At 33.9% G+C, this 21,494-nt stretch carries 20 protein-coding genes; all 20 read right to left on the bottom strand.

Features of this window, described 5'->3' with window-relative positions; all coding sequences use genetic code 11:
- Positions 1–2: 2 nt before the first annotated feature.
- On the bottom strand, positions 3–740 hold the full coding sequence (locus IHV10_RS09630; RefSeq protein WP_197128580.1) for a 6-phosphogluconolactonase: 738 nt from the start codon (positions 738–740) through the stop codon (positions 3–5).
- Between the two features lie 722 nt (positions 741–1,462).
- Complete coding sequence (locus IHV10_RS09625) at positions 1,463–2,101, bottom strand: DUF4304 domain-containing protein (protein WP_197128578.1); 639 nt, start codon at positions 2,099–2,101, stop codon at positions 1,463–1,465.
- Between the two features lie 725 nt (positions 2,102–2,826).
- Positions 2,827–3,090 carry a hypothetical protein gene (locus IHV10_RS09620; RefSeq protein ID WP_197128576.1) on the bottom strand — a complete coding sequence of 88 codons (264 nt, stop codon included), beginning with the start codon at positions 3,088–3,090 and terminating at the stop codon, positions 2,827–2,829.
- A gap of 19 nt (positions 3,091–3,109) precedes the next feature.
- Positions 3,110–3,343 carry a hypothetical protein gene (locus IHV10_RS09615; RefSeq protein WP_153237203.1) on the bottom strand — a complete coding sequence of 78 codons (234 nt, stop codon included), beginning with the start codon at positions 3,341–3,343 and terminating at the stop codon, positions 3,110–3,112.
- 52 nt (positions 3,344–3,395) lie between these two features.
- Positions 3,396–5,477 carry an SA1320 family protein gene (locus IHV10_RS09610; protein ID WP_197128574.1) on the bottom strand — a complete coding sequence of 694 codons (2,082 nt, stop codon included), beginning with the start codon at positions 5,475–5,477 and terminating at the stop codon, positions 3,396–3,398.
- A gap of 15 nt (positions 5,478–5,492) precedes the next feature.
- Positions 5,493–6,395, bottom strand: coding sequence for a DUF1672 family protein (locus IHV10_RS09605; protein WP_197128572.1), 903 nt, complete (start codon positions 6,393–6,395; stop codon positions 5,493–5,495).
- 488 nt (positions 6,396–6,883) lie between these two features.
- The gene (locus IHV10_RS09600; protein WP_197128570.1) at positions 6,884–7,762 is read right to left on the bottom strand and encodes a DUF1672 family protein; all 879 of its coding nucleotides are present in this window, start codon (positions 7,760–7,762) and stop codon (positions 6,884–6,886) included.
- A gap of 41 nt (positions 7,763–7,803) precedes the next feature.
- The gene (locus tag IHV10_RS09595) at positions 7,804–8,694 is read right to left on the bottom strand and encodes a DUF1672 family protein (RefSeq protein ID WP_197128568.1); all 891 of its coding nucleotides are present in this window, start codon (positions 8,692–8,694) and stop codon (positions 7,804–7,806) included.
- A gap of 41 nt (positions 8,695–8,735) precedes the next feature.
- Entirely contained in the window at positions 8,736–9,626 is an 891-nt protein-coding gene (locus IHV10_RS09590) for a DUF1672 family protein (protein ID WP_197128566.1), read from the bottom strand.
- A 169-nt stretch (positions 9,627–9,795) separates the two neighbouring features.
- Positions 9,796–10,104: a hypothetical protein gene (locus IHV10_RS09585; RefSeq protein WP_197128564.1), complete on the bottom strand. Its 309-nt coding sequence runs from the start codon at positions 10,102–10,104 to the stop codon at positions 9,796–9,798.
- A gap of 71 nt (positions 10,105–10,175) precedes the next feature.
- A complete protein-coding gene (locus tag IHV10_RS09580) occupies positions 10,176–11,123 on the bottom strand; it encodes a hypothetical protein (protein ID WP_197128562.1) in 948 nt (315 codons plus the stop codon).
- A 93-nt stretch (positions 11,124–11,216) separates the two neighbouring features.
- Positions 11,217–12,602: a sugar phosphate nucleotidyltransferase gene (locus IHV10_RS09575; RefSeq protein WP_197128560.1), complete on the bottom strand. Its 1,386-nt coding sequence runs from the start codon at positions 12,600–12,602 to the stop codon at positions 11,217–11,219.
- A gap of 448 nt (positions 12,603–13,050) precedes the next feature.
- Entirely contained in the window at positions 13,051–13,200 is a 150-nt protein-coding gene (locus tag IHV10_RS09570; protein WP_197128558.1) for a hypothetical protein, read from the bottom strand.
- A 20-nt stretch (positions 13,201–13,220) separates the two neighbouring features.
- Positions 13,221–14,462: a glycosyltransferase family 4 protein gene (locus IHV10_RS09565; protein WP_231619493.1), complete on the bottom strand. Its 1,242-nt coding sequence runs from the start codon at positions 14,460–14,462 to the stop codon at positions 13,221–13,223.
- A gap of 31 nt (positions 14,463–14,493) precedes the next feature.
- Positions 14,494–15,618, bottom strand: coding sequence for a glycosyltransferase family 4 protein (locus IHV10_RS09560; RefSeq protein WP_197128557.1), 1,125 nt, complete (start codon positions 15,616–15,618; stop codon positions 14,494–14,496).
- A 30-nt stretch (positions 15,619–15,648) separates the two neighbouring features.
- Positions 15,649–16,530, bottom strand: a complete 882-nt coding sequence (locus IHV10_RS09555; protein ID WP_197128555.1) for a glycosyltransferase family 2 protein — start codon at positions 16,528–16,530, stop codon at positions 15,649–15,651.
- A 25-nt stretch (positions 16,531–16,555) separates the two neighbouring features.
- The gene (locus tag IHV10_RS09550) at positions 16,556–17,668 is read right to left on the bottom strand and encodes a glycosyltransferase (RefSeq protein WP_197128553.1); all 1,113 of its coding nucleotides are present in this window, start codon (positions 17,666–17,668) and stop codon (positions 16,556–16,558) included.
- Between the two features lie 124 nt (positions 17,669–17,792).
- Positions 17,793–18,995 carry an O-antigen ligase family protein gene (locus tag IHV10_RS09545; RefSeq protein WP_197128550.1) on the bottom strand — a complete coding sequence of 401 codons (1,203 nt, stop codon included), beginning with the start codon at positions 18,993–18,995 and terminating at the stop codon, positions 17,793–17,795.
- Between the two features lie 28 nt (positions 18,996–19,023).
- Complete coding sequence (locus tag IHV10_RS09540) at positions 19,024–20,355, bottom strand: flippase (protein WP_197128548.1); 1,332 nt, start codon at positions 20,353–20,355, stop codon at positions 19,024–19,026.
- 48 nt (positions 20,356–20,403) lie between these two features.
- Positions 20,404–21,483 carry a GDP-mannose 4,6-dehydratase gene (gene gmd, locus IHV10_RS09535; RefSeq protein WP_197128546.1) on the bottom strand — a complete coding sequence of 360 codons (1,080 nt, stop codon included), beginning with the start codon at positions 21,481–21,483 and terminating at the stop codon, positions 20,404–20,406.
- Positions 21,484–21,494: the final 11 nt, after the last annotated feature.

The following is a 21,494-nucleotide window of genomic DNA, read 5'->3' as shown; positions in this document are numbered from 1 at the left end:
GATCATTCTCCTTTGTTAAGTGTTTCTTTATCCAACCACTTCGCCGCTTCTCGATCTAGATAAAAATCAATATGGCCATGCCCTAGCAGAACCTGAGCCGGAAGTTGAGCCTTGGGGTTCATGATGATCTCTTTTGCAATTTGAGCTTTTCTTTCACCCGTCATAACAACAATGACTCGCTTACTTTTCAAGATTTGACCTAAACCAAGCGTTATTCCCTTATCAAGTGAAGTTGTTTGATTGAAGTACTTTTGCGCCACAATCTTTGTTTCTTCTGATAGGTCGACGACATTACTATGATCTAAAACTGGACAGCCCGGCTCATTTAAACCGATATGCCCGTTCATCCCGACACCCATCAAGCTAAATGTAATAGGATTACTTTCGATAAACTGATCAATGCGATGGCACTCGTTTTGAAGATTGGACGCTGTTCCGTTAAAGAATTCAATCTGTGAATCCCGAAGTTCCAACGGAGAAAACAGATCTTTATTCAGCATCTGATAACAGCTTCCCTCAGATGTTCGATTAATGCCCACCCATTCATCTAGACTTACGATTCTTAAATCTTTAAGCCTTGAATTGTCTTTTACTTCCGTCGCAAATTGACGGTAGCTTTTTTCTGGTGTTGTGCCGGATGCTAAGCAGAACACGGGTTTTCCATCATTTAATAGATGACGTTTCATTTCTTTGGCGATTTGATTTGTTATGGCTTGCTCGTCTTCAAAGATTTTAATCATGATATTGTCACTCCAATTTGAGTACAGAGAGGTTTCAAATAGTAATGATGTCATTACCAGTTAAGGTAAGTATAACAGCTGCTTTTTAAAATGAAATACCTATTTCTAAATTTTCTAAAAATATTCCCATGCTAATGTTGCATACTGTTTAGCTACTCACAATATACAAAAGAGCCTTTCCCTCTTGGGTTGGCTCTTTCATTAAGTATTATTTTTATGATTGATTTTATCTTTCATATTCTTCGCGCTATAAATTCTATATATAATCCCAATAGCTGCAATAACCAACACAACCACAAGGGAAAAAGTCGTTTTGACATATGTGTTATAACCCATTGCGAGTATAAACGCTAAGAGAATGAATATGTTTAGCATGGATCTAACCCCTTTCTCATAAGTTTCGGGATTTTTCCGACTTTCTATCATAGATATTTAAGAACGCATCAACTACAAAAAACACGACTAAACCAACTATTAAAATTGTAAATGAATGCGTAATAAGCTCTCTATCTAGAAAAAATTCAAAGTACGAATTAATTAACAGCAACACTGCCCATACGGTAAAGGTACACCAGCAAGCAATATTAACATTCCTCCGCTTGATCTTTTCATTGTGCTTGAAGAACATTGACATTCTCCTTTCTAGTTGTACTTATAAATATCCTTTATTTGTAATATTAAACATTTGTTTAAGGTGATTCTATTTGTACAAATAAAAGGTTCTATGAGTTTGATTTGGTTATTTCAAAACCCAACCTTTCTGCAAGGTCTTTCGTCTCTTGTCTTTCTAAATCTGTTTCGCATTCTTCAAAGACTCTACTCAAACGTTCTTTTGCAGCCTCTCTATCACCGCATTCATGATAAAGAACTGCTAGTACATGTGGATTCTCATGATATCCTTGTACTTCTCTTTTCTCGAGTCCCTGTATAACATCCTGTAAACTTTGAAACTGTTGAAAATATGGGATGATTATTTTCTCAATGTCTTGTTTAATTTGTTCTGTAAGATCATCTAAATTAGTGGTTGGAGTTAGCTTGTACCAAATATCTTCATGTTGATCCGATGTACTTTTGAGCTCGGATATTCTTAGCCTCATCACAGAATCCACTTCTAATGGGAATTTTGGCGGTTCATCCTGATAGTACGTTCCATATAAGCTCTCAACCGATATACCTGTATTAATCGTGAACGCTACATCCTCACTGGTATTCAAACTAGAGGATTGAACATTGATTGTCCAAGAAAACCCGGAGAATGTACGTACAAAGTTATTGCCTTTCTTTTTAAATCTGTGCTTTTTAAACAAAGGAGCTATCGTTTCCTTCAGTATTTGTTTAAAAACGTCTTGCATCTTCACCATAACTCTCTCCCTATTTAATGAAAACCTCTCATAAACCTGGTCCTCTGGGTCTTCTTACAGATTCAATCGGCCTTTTACAATTAGCAGTCAACTTCTTTTCCACACAAAAAAGAAAGCACGTGAACTGAACCGCCTTCGTGCTTTCTCCACTAAAATATAATCCATATGGTAACTGCAATTAATATGGTAAGCAGCCATAATGGCAATGATAATAAAATTCCCCATAAGATGACCTTTGCCATCTTCTTCTTAGTCATATAAATCCCTCTATCGTTTAAGTGATACTATCTTTATATTTTCATACGCTGATTTTACTTGAAAGTTCCCTGAATTTCACTTTTTGTGTCTTATTTTTACATAAATCATTTCCTTCAACCTGCCTGTTTATCTATTGTAGAAAAGTGTTAATTGGGAAAATCGCTATGTTTGCTATTTCAACACAGAATCTGTGATTAAATTATCCATAAATCTAAACGAGGAAGAATTGATTGAACTATCTGCTTCTCTATCTTCAATTAATGATAGTAGCTTTCCAACTAAAGGTTTTTTGATACTTCCACTGACTTCTTAACTGCAAATAGCAGTAAAAAATTTATCTATTTTTTTGTGAAAACCACTTTATTTAATCCGTAAAAAAGTGAGGAAGAATGGGATAACTTCAGAAGGGTTAAAAAAAGGAAGTATGGTATTTCTCCATACTTCCTTACTTCTTATCATTTAATCATTTAATTCTTATATTTGCTTACCTTTAATGGAATCGTAACAAAATACAAATCTACAGCATAATAGGTCACCCAGATTCCTATTCCTTGTGCAGCAAGCTCTTTATTCATTTGAGATAAATGCTCATTTACTTTTCTGATCCCGAAACGGCCTGGAAACCATGAGAATATAGCTGGTACCTTGTATTTTCTATTATATAATTTTTGCAAGAAGATAAATAAGCTTAAAAACAATAAGACTATGATGATACTTATCAAATCATCCATTTACTTATTCACCTCTTTATTAACCTGTTTCCTTATATTTTCGATAGGCATAAGCACCAATAGTGACGATTAGACCAATAATGATTGAAGTAGGAACGGCTGCCATAAATCCATAAACAATTGCAAACCCTTTACCATCAGCGTCTGAAGGATCCCTCGTAGGTATACGAGATACCCAAATAAGCAAACCGGCAATTAAAAGAATAAAAGAGATGAAAGAGGCCACAAAAAAGTAGAGGACATTCTTTGCCATTATTTTAATTCTCCTAAGTTACGATTGTATATACTTAAAATACATATTGAGGTCAACCATACGTCCCGCGTTCTGTTTGCTCATGCATTACGAGCATATTGTTTTTTACATGTTCCGAAATTTCACTCAAGGCATCGATCGCGAGTCCCTTGTTATGGGTCAGTTGATAAACGATGTCTTTGAATAGCATATCCATTTCCTCAAGGATTCCGGTTGCCGCCGTATTATATAAGTAGATATTGAAATAGTTAGTTTGACTGAACAAAGCAGATTTCAGGTATGGCTTAAACTTTTGGATAAGTCCAGGAAAGAAAACAATTAGGTTATCGAGTCCACGTCGAAGACCTTCCACAGTATCAGCAAGTTCATCCAGAGGTTCGAGCGCGTCATTGACCATCGCACGTAGCTTATCGTCGAAGTCCGTGAACATACCAGCCAGTTTAACAGGTAGGCTTCCGTTTAAAATGACAAACACCGCACCTTTTATCGTATTGGATATGCCTTCTAATACGCTTTCCAACGTAGCGGCGATTCCTTCTAGACCAACGAGTAGCGGCAATAATAATTTATGCGCAAAATCTCCGAAAGCGGCAATAGCGAGCTCTAGTTGAATATCTAAAATTTTCATCCCCATTTTCAAATAAGGCGAATCTAGCATTTTGAAATCTTCACTAGAGCCAAAGTTCGGTATGATAATCGACTGAGGAACACCAGTTGAGATTCCGCTTGCCAACAGCTTGTCTCTCTCTGTAAAATTGTCAGCGGTTGCTGTAACATCAGTGCTGTAAGAATCCATGTGCTTTTTAACCGTTGTATTGTTCTTACTTAGAATCTTGTAATGAGCCATAAATTCACCAACAACGGCATCGGTAAAATGGTCGGTCCCACCTTCAAAAAGTTCAGGAATCTTTTGCGTTACCATTCTAGGAAGTGTATCGGTTAAATCTTCTACGTTTGAGCGCAGACTGTAAAGAAAGTTTCTAGCGTCTCCAAATAATGATTCTACGTTTATATTTTTGTTCATAAGAAATTCCACGAGTTCGGCAGGTGGAGAGTTCAAAAAATAATTTAACGATTGAACTTTGGATTCCGCGCTATCTAATAGTGTGATGAGATGGTAGATTTCTGTTTTGATAACGTTACCCGTTGTGGTAATTCCTGCGAACAGAGGATTTTCAGCCGCCTCCTCGAACATATCGCGGAAAGTTTGTTGCAGCGTATGAAGTCGCTCATAATAACGGCTTCCTTCGTGATCCACGATATCAGCAGAGTTCTGTAAATACGAATGAACGTATCCCATTCGGGTGCCGACATAACCTTCTAAAGACTTTGAAAGCTTGTGCATGTTCTCTGTATTCATGTCGATACGCTCGGAACTTCCGGTATGAAGGGAGTGTCCCGTCCAGATACTCGATACCACGCTTGAGTCGGCTTCATCGAAATGAATCTTCCCAAATCCAGGCTCACCAGGTTCACCAATCACATAAACCAGCTTACCCGTTTCATCCTTACCAATATATCCGGTATGATTGTTAGCAAAATGCATCATATTCGGGATTCCATGATTGATTTCAATTTGTTTTCCAGGGATACGATGACCGAGCATTAAGCCGGTTTCGAGACTCGTTAAAACGTCATATCGGCCAAAATAGTTCGTGATGTTATCATACTCTTTACCGTAATCTACGACACCTTCTGGTAACATAGCGGGGTTCAGCGTTACCGTTTTAACATCGGGATTCGCTACCCCTACCGCATTTGCGTTTCCGCCACCAAGTGAGTTACCGCACACATAGGAGATGTTTCCATACTTCTTTTCCATATCATCAAAATAATCGCGGGCTGCCTCAACTTGTGCGGGAACCATATCACTTAACAGCTGGAGGTCGGTGAGTAAATCTTTCTTATCCCCCGTGTCGGTACCCGTATAAGCGACGATCACTTCTTTGGTATCGTTTGATGCAAGAGTGATCGCGTTTAAACCATTTACTTCTGATTCTTTTACATCTAAGACGCGGTACGAATTTCCGTTGACTTCAACAACTTGGTTCACTTCGTATTCTTGGTAGGCATGAAATCCCGAAATCTCAACTAAGTCTTGATCTGTAACTGTTTTCGTTTGGGTCTTAATCATATTAACCTCCTATCGTTAAGGCTTTTTAATTTCATTCGGATAATTAAGTTCTAGCTTGTTTTCCTTTGTATTGTTGGCACTGCCTTTATTAATGGTGTTGTCGTTTAGGAACACGCTATACGAACCAGGTGAAAGATTCTCCATCTTTTCAAGATCAGCTACCATTTGATCAAAAATCTTCTGATCAGGCTTTGCACCTTTTTCTTTCATATATAACTGAATTGTGATTAAGAAGTCTTCAGGACTGGCTTGAAGATTTTTCGCTTCCGCCTGCCACTCTTTCTTCGTTTTTTGAGGATTGTTTATATACGCTTCATAAAGACCATCAAGACTTTTCCCTGCTATGGAGATATAATAATACGGTGTCGTAAACCCTGTTGAAGACGTTTTTTGTATCGCTTCTTCTTGTTTTCCGACTACCGGATGTTCTTTTACAAAGCCTTCAAGATAAGTATCAAGTGTTTTTAGCTGCTCCTCATAGATCATGGCATACAAGCCGCTCTTGATCGATAATTCGACTTGTCCTTCTTCCGTCCAAATGCCTTCAGGCCGTACTTTGTCTTTGTTATCGATTGGAATCACAGCGAACGTGTGAAAACGTGGTTCGTCGATCGATTCTACAAACACACTCGCTCCGTCTTTGTTGCCGACAATGTTATGTACTTTTACATTTGTTTTGTATGTATCTAAGAAGAATTTCTCTGTTGAAGAAACGACCTTTTCACGACTAGCCTCAGCGATTTTGTCGTTTTCTTTTCCGTTTGGCAAGTCATATCCTTCGCCAGTATATCCCTGAACACTCACAAGTGGATTGTCTTCCTTTTTCACAGTTTCTGTTGCCCCTTTCATACAACCTCCAAGTAGCATGATGCCAATAAGAGAAGCTGTAATCATTCCCGTCTTTTTTGTGTGTAACATATGTATGAACCTCCCTGGTTGGTGAGAAATATGATATCAAGTATACGTCCTATATTATTGTAAAGTTACACATTATTACCTGCCACCTAATATATACCCATAAAAAGTAAAAAAACAACATCAAATGGCTGATGTTGCTGTGAGGTTTTTACTATTTATTTTAATGATATTGGTAATTATTTTAGGATATCGAAAAATTTATTATTCTACTAAGGTTTCATCTATCATTGATTTGTATGTTCTAGATTGTTTTCCTTTGTATTGTGGGCACTGCCTTTATTAATGGAGTTATCGTTAAGTATTACGCTATAAGAACCAGATGATAGATTCTCCATCTTTCAAGATCATCTATTAATTGATTAAGCATAATTGAATCGTGATTAAGAAGTCATCTGGACTTGGTTGGAGACTATCTCCTTTAGTTGTAGCATATGTATGCCCTCCTGGATATTAACACTTACAAACTGTATCTGTTAAGTCACTTCTGGCTAATTTTTGATTATATAATTCGGATTTCTCCGCATAAGAGTATTGGCCTTTTTGCCGTATCCTTCTTCTTTGGAAATGAAATTATCATTAAGTATGATTGTATAATAACCTGGTGGTAGGTTTTCCATTTCTTCCACATCTGCTATAAGCTCATCAAATACCTTTTGATCAGGTTCTTGTTTTTCCTTCATAAATAGTTCAATAACAATTCTAAACTCTTTGGGATCAGCTGATAAAGACTGAGCTTTCGCCTCATATTCTTCTTTTACTGTTTCGGGATTTTCTAGATACTGATTGAGAAATGGTTCAAGACTATCTCCAGGAATCGTTATGTAATAATACGGAGTCGTATATCCTGTTGAGGATGTGTTTTCATACGCCTCTTCTCGCTGTCCAATTACAGGATGCTTCTTAACAAATGCTTTTAGATAATTATCCAACTTTTTAAGTTTTTCTTCATGAATTAACGCATAGATCCCGCTTTTTATACTACCTTCCACTTCACCTTCTTGTGTCCAAATTCCTTCTGGCCGCACGTTTTCTTGCGTATCAATTGGGATGACAACGAATGTGTGAAAATGAGGTTTTCCAACAGATTCCACATATACTGACGCACCGTCTTTATTCCCTACAATGTTGTTAACCTTCACTTTTGTTTTATACTTTTTAAGAAAAAACTCTTCTGTTCCTGAAATCACTTTCTCTTTGCTAGCTTCAGCAATTTTATCGTTCTTGTCACCGTTCGGCAGTCTGAATTCCTTGCCTGTGTAATCCTGAACACGAACGTATGGATTTTCTTCCTTTTTTTCTATTATGCTACAGCCTCCGAGTAGCAGGATGCCCAACAAAGCATATCCGATTTTTCTTGTAAGTATCATTCATACGATCCTCCCTGTTTCATTAGATAAAACACCATAGGTTACTTTTTAATAATATAATCAGGAATTCCACGCATAAGAGTATTGTCTTTTTGGCTGTGACCATTTTCCTTTTGTATGTAATTATCATTAAGTATTACTGTGTAAAGACCAGGAGGAAGACCCTCCATTTTTTCGATATCCGCTTCAAGCTCGTCAAAAATTTTCTGGTCAGGTTCTTTGTTTTCTTCTTTCATGAATAATTCAATGACTATACGATAATCTTCTGGATTAAAGGTTAAAGACTGAGATTTTTTCTGATACACTTCCTTTTTTGTTTTGGGGTTCCTTAAATACTGATCTCTGTATGAGTTAAGACTGTCTCCAAAGTTAATAATGTAATAATAAGGTGTTGTATAGCCTGTTGAAGAAGTATTCTTAAATGTTTCTTCTCTACGGCCGACAACAGGATGCTTCTTGATAAATTCGTTAAGATAGTTATTTAGTTTATTTAATTTCTCCTCATGAATTAAGGCGTAGATGCCACTCTCGATATCGCCTTCCACTTCACCCTCCCGTGCCCAAATCCCCTCTGGCCGCACATTTTCTTGCGTATCAATTGGGATAACAACGAATGTGTGAAAATGAGGCTCTCCAACGGATTCCACATATACAGTAGCACCGTCTTTATTCCCCACAATGTTGTTAACCTTCACTTTTGTTTTATATTTTTTAAGGAAAAAGGCTTCCGTTCCTGAAACCACTTTCTCTCTGTTTGCTTCAGCAATTTTGTCGTTCTTATCACCATTCGGCAGTCTGAATTCCTTGCCTGTGTAATCCTGAACACGAGCATATGGATTTTCTTCCTTTTTTTCTAGTAAGCTACAGCCTCCGAGTAGCAGGATGCCTAACAAAGAGAATATAGACATTCCGATTTTTCTTGTAATTATCATTTATACGATCCTCCCTGTTTCATTAGATAAAACACCATAGGTTACTCCTTAATAATATAATCAGGATTTCCGCGCATAAGAGTATTGTCTTTTTGGCTGTGACCATTTTCTTTTTGTATGTAATTATCATTAAGTATTACGGTGTAAGAACCAGGAGGAAGACCATCCATTTTTTCTATATCCGCTTCTAGCTCATCAAAAATCTTTTGATCAGGTTCTTTGTTTTCTTCTTTCATAAATAATTCAATTACAATGTTGTAATATTCCGGATCAAAAGTTAAAGACTGAGATTGTTTCTGATACGCTTCCTTTTTTGTTTCAGGGTTCCTTAAATACTGATCTTTGTAGGGAATAAGGCTGTCTCCATAAGTAATAATGTAATAATAAGGTGTTGTATACCCTGTTGAAGCAGTATTTTTAAATACTTCCTCTCTACGGCTGACAACAGGATGTTTTTTAACAAATTCTTTTAAATAATTATCCAGATTATTTATTTTCTCCTCATGAATTAAGGCGTAGATGCCACTCTCGATATCGCCTTCCACTTCACGTTCTTGGGTCCAAATACCATCTGGCCGCACGTTTTCTTGCGTATCAATTGGGATAACAGCGAATGTGTGAAAATGAGGTTCTCCAACAGATTTCACATATACAGTAGCACCGTCTTTATTCCCCACAATGTTGTTAACCTTCACTTTTGTTTTATATTTTTCAAGGAAAAACGCTTCCGTTCCTGAAATCACTTTCTCACTGTTTGCTTCAGCAATTTTGTCGTTCTTGTCACCGTTTGGTAGTCTGAATTCCTTGCCTGTGTAATCCTGAACCCGAACATATGGATTTTCTTCCTTTTTTTCTAATAAGCTGCAGCCTCCTAATAGTGTGATTCCTAGAATCGAAGCTGTAATTATTGCTATCTTTCTTGTATGTAACATTAGCTGAAACCTCCCTGATTGGCGAAACTTATAAAGTTATGTGTAAACCCTATATTATTGTAGAGTTACACAACATGGTTCGCCACCTAACATATACCCATAAAAAGTAAAAAAACAACATCGAATGGATGATGTTGTTGTGAGGTTCATACTATTTATTTTAATAGTGTTATTTAACTTTTTTATCGGTGCCTACCATCTGTACCTTATACTCATCTCCTGAGTAATCAATGGTCGCGGATATTTTGTTCTCTTTATCCCCTTTTTCATAACCGTAAATATAGATTTCCGTTCCGTTTGTTCTGGTTGTAAACTCATGCTTGTTTACGACAATTTCATAACCTAGCTTTTCTTTGAAATAGGCTTTTGCCAATTGTGTAGAACGTTGTACAATTTTATCTTCTTCTTTTTCGGAAATATCCTTACACCCTAGCAATAGGATGGATAAGAGTAATAGAATGAAAACTCGTTTTAGCAATGTATCTCTCCTACCTTTTGAATGTATCTTTCATTCAGAATACAAAAGAATCTCTAATTCTACCAGTTACATTACAATCTATAACCCATCTTCAATTTTCCTGAAGACGTATAACCAAGTGTTTGGTTCTTTAGATACTCAAAGATACGAGTGTGATCTGTGGATGATGTTTTTATAAAATGGTACATTGATTCCCACGTTGTTCGCTTAAAAGTCCCTTTTCCTGATATCAGATGTTTTCCGAATTCGTGTTCAATAGTTCTCTCTGTCTCTTCGCGAACGAGATTAAATAGATAGAACTCTTTCTTTTTTTGTTTAGCCATCCAAAGGCCAAGCAACCAATAGCGCAATAGTTCATACTTTCTATCTTTTACCGCAATGGTATAAAAACCTGCATTAAATACTTGCGTAAAAAACCAATTGTCTCCCTCCGTGTATAACTTTTCTACATCCACACGAGACGGTTTCGTGTTATTACTTGATCCTGTCTTGCATTCTATGAGAATAATAGCATTCTCTGTTTCTATTAAAAGATCTGGCTCGCTGCCTCTAGAAGGTGTTTCACCAAATGTTTTGCGCGCTTTCACAAGCAATGAATATGTATGTTGTTGCTCCCTATCATAGCACCAGTAATGAATCTTGGGATTACTTGTATTTCGAACTCCTAAAGAACCTAAATACCCCACTAATAATTGATTTCTTTCTAAATACCGAAACATATTCCACGTTACAGCGTCCTCTGAATTACTTAGTGCTATTCGATTCTCTCGCTTTTGTTTAAGGATGGTTTGTAATAACTGAAGATCTTCAGCATCTTTTGAAAGCAAGTTCGTTGTGTAGTCTCTGTATTCGAAGGTTGTGGGAGATAAAATAATGTTATGAGTTGGGCAGAGGAAAGTATCCGAGGTTATATACTTTTTCTTCTGTCTAGGTACTTGATGAGTACAGTCTTTAACAGGACACTCTACCACATCTGACGAGTGAGTGACTCTTTCTTTCAATGATATACGATTATACATTCAGTGACCTCCAAGGTACGCACTTTCTTAAAAGCCTTCAATATTAATAAAGCCAAAGAGCAATTGCTCTTTGGCTTATGTAACCATTCTTCATTAGAGAATAACTTGGGCAGTAGAATTATAGAATCCTCTCATAATGTCTTCCCACGTGTGATACAGTCTTGTAAAGTCTGTGTCTGTTACTTCTTTTCCGGTTTGGACTTCAATAAATTCAAGTTCTTTATTTGCTTTAATGGCATGTTTCCGACCGGCCGGGATATGAATGATGTCACCTGCTTTTACCCGCCTGATGTGATCGTCCAGCACAAGCTCTCCTTCACCACGGATAATCGTCCACACTTCATTTCGTAAGTTATGATAATGATAGGTGGAGTTCTTATCTCCATAGATACAAATACGTTTGGTCACCATTTCTTCATTAAAGTATTTGGCATAATCCAATACTTTCGACCAGCCCCATAGACGTTCTTCGTACATAGGCGCCTGATTAAAATCTGCGATTAAATCCTTAATTTTTGGACTTGATGCTTTGTCCGCAACAAGAATACCATCAGGACTAGCAGCAACGACAACATTAGAAACACCTAAAACCGTAACAGGAATCCCCAGTTCATTTACAAGGTGTGTGTTCATTGCATCGTTTGAAATAACACCTTTACCAATTTGAGAGGTTGCCATCTCTTCCGTCAATGTATTCCAAGTACCAAGATCCTTCCAATTTCCTTCATAAGGTACTGCAACAATATGTTCTGCCTTCTCTACAACTTCATAATCGAAGCTGATTTTAGGAAGGATGTGATACTGACGAGAAAGCTCTTCATAACTTAACGGCATACCTTTTTCTTTTAGGATATCAATGAGATAGCTGAGCTTAAACGCAAACACGCCTGTATTCCAAAGCGCATTTTGGCTGATAAGAAGCTCTGCTTTTTCTTCACTTGGTTTCTCTGTAAAACGCTCTACCTTAAAGTATTCATCAGACTCTATACACTCTTCAGGTACGATATATCCGTATTTGGATGAAGGATAAGTCGGCCTTACACCAATGAGAGCTAAATTGGCATTGGAATGATGCAACGCTAATTCTACATTCTTAACATTCTCAAAAAAGCCGTCTTCTACATACGGATCAACCGGTAAGACAACGACCGTTTCATCCAAGCTTGTCTCTTTTTCAGTAAATAAAAAAGCCGTCGCTAATGCAATGGCTGGAAAAGTATCCCGACGTTCGGGCTCTATGATGAGAGGAACATGCTCCCCTAACTGACTATGAATCATATCTGTTTGAGATTTAGAAGTAGCAATAACCGTTGAATTAGCAAGACCAACATTCTCTATTTGATTCCATACACGCTGAACCATCGATTGTTTAATACCAATGGCATTTTCAAGCACTTTTAAGAATTGCTTAGAGCGTGTGTCATTGGAAAGCGGCCATAATCTTTTACCAGAACCACCGGAAAGTAAAATTAGTTTCATCTTTTTCCTCCATTAAAAAAAGACCAATACAGATTGATCTTTAATTTACTTTATTCCAATTACAGATTTTGCTGTCACACTGCTTCTGCGAATTGTATGAAATTCGATTTGGTATTTTTCTGCTTCTCTAAGACATAACGAATTCTACTGTGTTGAAAATAAACTGGGGTCTTCATCATTTCACAAAGATATTGAGGAATATCTTTAAGCTGACTCCATTTCGTGATTATCATTGCTAAATCAACTAACTATTCTGCTATGCCTCTGCAAGGTTTCTCATATAGGTAATAATCTCTTCGATAAACGATAAATTAGCAGATACATCTGTGCTTTTCTATACTACTGCTATATAAATAACTTTAAAGTTCTTAAATTCTTCTTGATGATTAGTACAAAAAAGAGCCTGCCTCAATTAATGTTATTTAGCATTAATCTTTCTCGGCTTGGCTCATATATCATATATTGGTGATTTATCTTCTTTCATTTTTTCTACTTTGTATTGATTTATATTTATGCATGTTACCTGGTGACCTATAACAGATAAAGCAACTCCAGTTACAAACCCTACAAATCCAGTTCTCACTACTGATATTTTCATATTTCACATCCTTTATACATTTAGCTTTTCGTTACTTCATATAGTAGTTCTCTATATTTATTAATGGATATTTCGCGTTTTAAATTCTCATCTAAATAATTTCTTCCGTTCATTCCTTTACTTTTCAATTCTCCTTTATCCATATTATATAAATATTGTATCGCTTTGATAATGCCTTTGTAATCTTGTGGTTCAACCACTACTCCACTATCGCTATTATCAATCAGCATTTGAGCTTCGCTTCCTTGCTCTAAGACACCCAATATTGGTTTCCCCGCTGCCATGACTCCATAAATTTTACTAGGTACTGATACTCCCTTAATTCCTTTTTGATTCACAACTAGATGAACGTCTGCTGCATTTAAGGAATACTTTATAAAGTCCTTTGGTTGATAAGGTAAGAAATGAACATTATTAATACCTTGAACTTTCACAAAACTTTCCATCTTACTCTTAACTGCACCTTCACCAATAAATAAGAAAACTATATCTTTATTTCCCCTAAATGTTTCAGTAACTTTAATAATATTTTCCAAATCATAATATAACCCTATATTCCCTGAATACATTATAATGAATTTATTTTCTAAGTTATTGTACTCAAGAAATTGTTGGATATTGCTCTCACTTTTATCTAAAGGTAAGATTTCGTCTTCATTTGTCCAATTATTTATGACAACGTGATCAGGAACATTTTTGTTACCAAATCTCTTTTTCAGTGTTTCAGACATATCATTCCCTACTACAATAACTTTGTCAGCATAGCTACAGTTCAGCTTATCTATTTTCTTTGCTAATTTAAATATCGATTGGTTACTTGTATAACTAATTGCTGCTGCTTGTTCAGGATTAAAATCTTGAATATTGTATATGTGCTTCGTTCTTTTTAACCACTTACCAAGAGTACCAATTAAACCTCCCAGAACCGGTGGTTGAGATATGGTGTATATCAACCTAACATCTTTTTCTATTAAAGTGGCGAGTAAAGACAAAAAGAAATATGTTAGTATGTATTTCAATCTACTGAATTTAGACGTTTTATTTAATCTAGGTAGTTTCAAACGAATTATTTTAACTCCATCAATATAATCAACTTCAAAAATTTTAGAAGTTGTATTATCCTCACCTGCATAACCTGGCTGTGCCGCAATAACAGTTATATTAAAATCTTTTTGTAAATCTAGACATAATTCTGTCATTAATTGGCCTGTAGAAGCATAGTCAGGATAAAAATAATTTACAACGAATAGAACTTTTTTCAATAGCAATCCTCAATTCTTTATTTAGTTATACTTATTCTATTCTACCAATTAATTTTTCTGATATTTTTTCCCAACTAAACTTTTGAGAAATTGTGTTTGTTGCATTGTATGCTAACTTCCTTCTTAATTCTTCATCATTTAGCAGTTTTAAAGACCTTTCTGACCATGCATCTAAATCAAAATCTTTAATTTTATATCCATTTACATCATCTTCAATAAGTAAACTAGATCCACCATTTACTGACGAAATTACAGGAACCCCAAAATACATACTCTCTAATAGAACCATTCCAAAGATTTCATACTTTGTTGGAAACAAAAACAATTTTGAATTTTTATATAAATACCCTAAATATTTTTGTTCAAGTTTCTTTATATGGACTATACTGTCTATTATCCCCAGATTTTCTCCGTACTCCATATAAAGTAATACTTCTTGTTTGTTACCATCACCCACCAATATTAATATGCAATCCTTCTCTTGTTTTTTTATTCGGGCGAAGATTTCGAACAGAAAACGAATATTCCTTCTTTCTTCTAGTTTCCCAACATATAGGATTACTTTGTTTTTAGAGATTAAATCATCTAAGTTACCTAACCTATCTTTATTTTGCTCTAAAGATTGAAAGTTTTCTTTATCTAAACCTACACCTAAAGTAACAATATTAGAGAACCCCTTTTTTTCAAGGTAATCTTTTGCATTATTTGACTTAACATATACCCGTTGTAATCGTTTATTCATTGACTTAACTAATAACTTATCATAGATAATTTGCAATACTTTGTTTCTATTATCTTTATAAGGCCCATGTAATAATACTACTTTTTTACAAATTAATGCGAGAAAATAGGACATAATTTGAGTGTATTCAGTAGTAATAATCAAATTATACTTATTAAGAAACTTACCGCTTAATATTTTTAAAAATATACTGCTGTTAAATAGTTTTATACTCGGGACTTTAATTGTTCTTAATTTTGCAGAGTTATGTTTATATATAATCTCAATTTCTGTTTTTCTTGTTTTACTGTAATATACAATATCACAATCTATTCCCTTATTAACTAATGCTTTACACAGCCCAATTTCCTGTAGATTATACATATTTAAATCTACTTCATCAGGATAATTCCTTAAGTACAAAACCTTTTTCATCTTCTCCTCCTCGGATAAAACGAAAGCATTTTATAGTTTCAAGTCTCCCTGCTCCCCATATACCACACCAGTTTTTTCGCACTCATAAATCTTTGCATCTACTAAAAACCTATACCAAAATGCTTGTAAAAAGTGATAAATTAATCCTTCCTTTCCATCAAGAAATCCTAACTTTAATACATATCTATAAATAAAATAAAGTATAGATCTATAGAAAAGAGGTAGTTTATAGTAAATATTATTCTTAATCCATCTTTTTCTACTTGACTGAGGACCATTTAGATTTTCTTTTATAACATTTTGATTTTGTCTATACTTATCTATATTATGAAATTCCATTACTTCTCGGTTTGCATACCAATTATGTTTAATTATCCAGTTATCCAAATTCTTAAAATCCTTGTGAATAAAGTCTCCATTAAAAGAAATTATTTCCCCTTCATTTATTACAATATGTTCATCCATTTTCTTTTTCTCTACATGACCATAGCCATTGCGAAATATTCTAAGTAATTTAAAAGGATATAATCCTCCTTTTTTTAACCACTTACCCATGAAATAAACTCTCATATTTATCTCAATACCATTAACTAAAGAGTTATTTTTCTTATCTAAATTATTTATTATTTCCAGTTCAAGTTTGTTTGTGATTTCCTCATCTGCATCTAACCTCATTATCCAAGTGGTATTTATGTTTGTATTATCTATTGCCCAGTTAAATTGAGTCGCATAATCAACAAAATGGTTCTCATAAAACTCCACACTATTCTCCATACATATTTTTTTTGTATTATCTGTACTAAAACTATCCACAACAACAATTCTCTGAGCTACTTTTTTAACAGATGATAAACACTTACGAATGTTTTTTTCTTCATTTTTGGTTAATATAATTACTGTTAAATCAGCCATTAATGCCTCCATATAAGATTAAATATTAATTTAGAAGTGATAAATATTGTTTTATACAAACTTCTTCACTAAAATGCTCTCCTCTTTCAATACTCTTTTTTTCAAGTTCTTTTAGTGATTCAGCTTTATTTATTATGTCAAAAATTTTAAATGCAAGATCGTGAGATGAAGTATGATTGAAATATGTAGCCGCAGATCCACAAACATCACGTGCAAATTTAATATCTGAGGCAACAATTGGTTTTCCAAATTTCATTGCTTCTACAAAAGGTAGTCCGAATGATTCAGCATACGATGGAAATACATATAATGTTGTCTTTTGTAGAATTTGATAAATATTTTCATTTTCCACATTCCCTACAGATAATACACAATCCTCTAATCCCAAATGTTCAATTCTTTTAATTAAATCATGTGCTTCTTTATTTTCATTACTATCTATGGTTAAAATAAGCTTGAATTTCAATTTAAAATTCTTTTTTAAAATAAACGCTGCTTCTATTAGAAGCTCTAAGTTTTTGTGTTTTGCATATAAAGTAATACTAGAAAAAATATGTTTTGTTTCCCCAATAAATTTAGTTAGTTTAAACTCCAAATCCTTATTCTTTTTTCCAGTTTTTATATTTGAACCATTTGGAATAACTTCAATTCTTTTATCATACTTAAATTTTTTAATTACACCCTCTTTCATATAGTCAGTCTGAACTACCAATATATCGGTCCCTTTTAAAGATAGTCTAAAAACAATGTCCTCAAATAATAATTTCATTTTATTTTTAACTGAATAATTCTCATACATTTCTTTTGAAACATGCTTAGAATTATGTAACAGTAAAATTTGTTTACATCTTGCATTCACAGGTCCATAATTTGTTAAATTAATCATGTAATCAAATTTTTCTTTTTCTATGAATTTTGGAAGAGTATATTGATACCAAAAAAATCTTTGGAAATGTTTACTATAACTTTGATCTGTTTGTAATATATGAATATTTTTTTGAGGAACTTGGCTACTTTCACCAGAAGGTACTAAAACAAAATATTCATTCTCATCTGTAGGTAAATTATTTAAAAAAGAGCTAAGTATAACCTTAGCTCCTCCCATTTTTGCAGATATAGCATTAATAAGTATTTTCATTGTTAACTCCTCAAAGGGTTAGTATTTCATTTTATTAAATTTATTATTTTTTAAAACTTTGAGTTGATTTCTAAAATTTTTTCGATATACGTTACAATGGCTATGTTCATTTTCAACTAATTTCTTAAATTGTTTCTTTCAAAAATTTTCTATTAAAATAGGGTATAAGAAGGGTCCAATAGAATAGAGAAGTTAATCCGCTAGGGTTATAAAAAATATTTTCCATAGTTGAATAATACATTAGCGTTATAGTTAGTGTCGGCAAAAAAATGTTTACTGATTTAGGTTCATTTAATAATTTTAATAAGATATAACTAACTAACATGATTACTAAAAAGACACCTATCACACCCATTGTAATGAATATGTACACAAACCAATTGTCTGAACTAAGAAAGTGATACCTACCTGTTGTGTAGAAGTATCCTGGATTCGTTAAGCCTACTCCTAAAAGAAACATTTTATTATCTAATAAATAATTAATTGAATACTCCCAATTTGCGTAACGGTTTGTATAATCTAGAACCTTTTGGGTGTTTATCCCGTTAAAAGTTAAATAACACACGCACAAAAGGCTAACTAGTAATGTTGATAAAATATAACGCACTGAAGTTGACACTTTATAGATATATTTAATAAGAAAAAAGGTACAATAAAATACAAATGTACTTGTGATTGCTCCTCTTGAACCTGTACTTAACATTATTAAAAATACAAAGATATTTGTTAAGTATAATAAAATTTTACTACCTCTTTTCCTTAATACGTAGTTAGTCAAATAGAAACTGGAAACTATTGAAAGGAAACAAACGTTAGCTGCTGTATTAGGGTGTATAAATCCAAAAAAGTTTCTAACCCTATCATCTATTTTAAAAGTGTTAGAAATAACCGCAAAGTTAGTGATATTTACTGGATCCCTTACATAATTCCATATGAGAATTACAGTTGTGATTAGAAAAAATTGAAAAACAAACTGATTATATTTCTTAAAATTATTTATATATATTCCTGCTGTCCAAATATAACTAATAAATATTACAGATAAAAAGCAACTATACAAAATTTGTGTTTCATAATCAATTAAGAAACCAAGCATTGAATAATATACAAAAATTATTGTTAGACCTATAATTACGATGGCGTTTTCTTTGGTTAAACGCATATAATTAATTCTCGGTGAAATAATCCCTAAAAAGATTATAAAAATTAAAATAATATATTTTAGATTACCATAAGCAAAATCTTGTATATTAGAAGCTACATATAAATATACTAATATAATATTAGTATATTTATATAATGGCGTTCTAAATAAAGAATATCTCATATTTAACTCCTTAAAAGCCTAGTTCACCTCATCGAAATCCCTTAATGATTGATATTAATCTAAAAGGTGAGTAAATAGACTTAGTTAACATTAAAGCTGTTTTATTTAGTTTAGGAATAAAAAAACAAATTCCATGAGTTTGAAACCAGTATGAAAACAAAGAGGCTACCGTTGCCCCGACAGCACCATACTTAGGAATTAAAAAAAGATTTAAAACAATATTAATAATACAACCACTTACGGACGATATTAACTGATATTGATTCCAATTATTTGCATTTAAAAAAGATGATCGAGCAACTCCTAAATTAACAAATAGACCAATCCAAATGTATAGACAAAGCACAGGACTAGCTGCACTATATTCAGGACCATATAAAGTCTTAATTATATATGGAGCTATAAAAGTTACTGGAATTGCTATAGCATAAGCTATTAAACTCATTAGATCATAAATCTGTTGGACTTTTCTTATGAACTCTTCTTGATTACGTTCTTTATATGCTACCAAAACAGGAAACCATGAATTTATAAATATCATTGGGATAAAATACCACAACTCAGCAAGTTTAACTGCTACAGAATATACCCCAACTTCTTCATTATTGTATAGGTTACCTAACATAATTTGATCAATTCTCATATAAATAGTTATTGCAAGGCTAGAGATTATTAATGGCCAGCTATCCTTTAATAATTTCTTGGCCCAAAAAGAAGAAAATTTCCAATTGTTAATTTTTTTTTGGCTTATTTTATATATCAATATAAAGCCTATTGAGGATATTATTAACTCTGTTGCAGTAATAATAGCAAAATACATAAGATTTGCTTTATTAAGAATTAAAACTATATTAATCAATGCACATATTATCAAACTAGCAGATCGAGCATATACAGGTAGTTTAGATGCTACTTGATGTTGATACCAAAGATCTATAACATTAAAAAAAGTACCTATATTACCAAAATATATAATTAATATTAAAATTTTAGTTAATATTGCTACTTCTATAAAAGAAAGAGATATAACTAAAATAAATAAAGTTACTATAAATCCACAAATTTTTAATATAAAGGTGGTTCCTAGCAAAGTATCAGTAACTTTTTTATTGCGAACCAACTCTTTAACTACAATATTATCTAATCCTAATGATACAAAAGCAGAAAATAATGCTACATATGCTATACTGTAATTAAGTTGGCCAAATTGACTTGGTCCCAAATATCTTGCTATCCATAAACCCACAGCTATGGTAGTAACTAATTTTATTAATTTTTCTATTAACAGCCAACTTATATTAGTTATTATTTTTTTTAAAATAACTTTGTTAGATGTTTTTTTTATAAGAATCATGTCCATCCTATTATTTTTCTTTCCTTATTATTTTCTCTGCTTATAGGTATGGTTTTAATCATACATTCTTTTAACCTTTTCTTCTTTCTCAACCTTCTTCATATCACCCGTTACCATAATTCGAACTAAATCATTAAAAGGCGTTTTAGTAGGGTTCCATCCCAAAAGTGTTCTAGACTTTGCAGGATCACCTAATAATTGTTCTACTTCTGCAGGTCGGAAAAATTTCGGATCAACTTCTACAATGACCTCACCTGTAGCTTTATTTATTCCTTTTTCCTCAACGCCAGTACCTATCCATTCGATTTGAATACCAGCATGCCTAAATGCTAAATCTGCAAAATCACGAACGGAGTGCATTTCACCAGTAGCAATAACAAAATCTTCTGGCTTGTCATGCTGCAAAATCATCCACATACACTCAACATAATCTTTTGCATAGCCCCAGTCCCGTAGGGAATCGAGGTTACCCAGCATAAGTTTTTTCTGCTTACCTTGAGCGATCCGAGCAGCTGCCAACGTAATTTTACGTGTCACAAATGTTTCTCCACGACGCTCTGATTCATGGTTGAACAAGATTCCATTTACGGCGAACATGTTGTAAGACTCCCGATAGTTCTTCGTAATCCAGAAGCCATAAATCTTTGCTACACCGTAAGGGGAACGCGGATAAAAGGGTGTTGTTTCTTTTTGTGGTACTTCTTGCACTTTTCCGTATAATTCAGAAGTAGATGCCTGATAGATTCTTGTTGTTTCAGTTAGTCCAGCAATCCTTACAGCTTCTAATATATTAAGTGTTCCTTTTCCGTCTACATCTAAAGTGTAGGACGGCATATCGAATGAAACACGTACATGCGATTGAGCAGCCAAGTTGTATATTTCGTCTGGTCGGATCTGACTAATTAAACTAATGATATTAGTAGCATCGGTTACGTCTCCATAATGAAGATGAAAGTTTGAGTTATTTAGTAAAGCGTTAGCCTCTTCTTCAGTTAATAAATCTTCGAGACGCTCTTGATTATAGGATGAAGTACGCCGAATCACCCCATGTACTTCATAACCCTTTTCTAGAAGAAATTCTGCAAGAAAGGATCCGTCTTGCCCAGTTACCCCTGTAATTAATGCCTTTTTCATGTTTTCCCCCG

The organism is Fictibacillus sp. 5RED26 (genome assembly GCF_015903895.1).
Classification (GTDB): domain Bacteria; phylum Bacillota; class Bacilli; order Bacillales; family Fictibacillaceae; genus Fictibacillus; species Fictibacillus phosphorivorans.
Note: the sequence above shows the minus strand (reverse complement) of the source record. Positions and strands in the feature narration are given on the sequence as shown.

Excerpts from the sequence above, each read along its gene's own strand:
- IHV10_RS09630 (WP_197128580.1), bottom strand. The coding sequence starts at position 740 with ATGATTAAAATCTTTGAAGACGAGCAAGCCATAACAAATCAAATCGCC.
- IHV10_RS09625 (WP_197128578.1), bottom strand. The coding sequence starts at position 2,101 with ATGGTGAAGATGCAAGACGTTTTTAAACAAATACTGAAGGAAACGATA.
- IHV10_RS09620 (WP_197128576.1), bottom strand. The coding sequence starts at position 3,090 with ATGGATGATTTGATAAGTATCATCATAGTCTTATTGTTTTTAAGCTTA.
- IHV10_RS09615 (WP_153237203.1), bottom strand. The coding sequence starts at position 3,343 with ATGGCAAAGAATGTCCTCTACTTTTTTGTGGCCTCTTTCATCTCTTTT.
- IHV10_RS09610 (WP_197128574.1), bottom strand. The coding sequence starts at position 5,477 with ATGATTAAGACCCAAACGAAAACAGTTACAGATCAAGACTTAGTTGAG.
- IHV10_RS09605 (WP_197128572.1), bottom strand. The coding sequence starts at position 6,395 with ATGTTACACACAAAAAAGACGGGAATGATTACAGCTTCTCTTATTGGC.
- IHV10_RS09600 (WP_197128570.1), bottom strand. The coding sequence starts at position 7,762 with ATGATACTTACAAGAAAAATCGGATATGCTTTGTTGGGCATCCTGCTA.
- IHV10_RS09595 (WP_197128568.1), bottom strand. The coding sequence starts at position 8,694 with ATGATAATTACAAGAAAAATCGGAATGTCTATATTCTCTTTGTTAGGC.
- IHV10_RS09590 (WP_197128566.1), bottom strand. The coding sequence starts at position 9,626 with ATGTTACATACAAGAAAGATAGCAATAATTACAGCTTCGATTCTAGGA.
- IHV10_RS09580 (WP_197128562.1), bottom strand. The coding sequence starts at position 11,123 with ATGTATAATCGTATATCATTGAAAGAAAGAGTCACTCACTCGTCAGAT.
- IHV10_RS09575 (WP_197128560.1), bottom strand. The coding sequence starts at position 12,602 with ATGAAACTAATTTTACTTTCCGGTGGTTCTGGTAAAAGATTATGGCCG.
- IHV10_RS09570 (WP_197128558.1), bottom strand. The coding sequence starts at position 13,200 with ATGAAAATATCAGTAGTGAGAACTGGATTTGTAGGGTTTGTAACTGGA.
- IHV10_RS09560 (WP_197128557.1), bottom strand. The coding sequence starts at position 15,618 with ATGAAAAAGGTTTTGTACTTAAGGAATTATCCTGATGAAGTAGATTTA.
- IHV10_RS09555 (WP_197128555.1), bottom strand. The coding sequence starts at position 16,530 with ATGGCTGATTTAACAGTAATTATATTAACCAAAAATGAAGAAAAAAAC.
- IHV10_RS09550 (WP_197128553.1), bottom strand. The coding sequence starts at position 17,668 with ATGAAAATACTTATTAATGCTATATCTGCAAAAATGGGAGGAGCTAAG.
- IHV10_RS09545 (WP_197128550.1), bottom strand. The coding sequence starts at position 18,995 with ATGAGATATTCTTTATTTAGAACGCCATTATATAAATATACTAATATT.
- IHV10_RS09540 (WP_197128548.1), bottom strand. The coding sequence starts at position 20,355 with ATGGACATGATTCTTATAAAAAAAACATCTAACAAAGTTATTTTAAAA.
- gmd (WP_197128546.1), bottom strand. The coding sequence starts at position 21,483 with ATGAAAAAGGCATTAATTACAGGGGTAACTGGGCAAGACGGATCCTTT.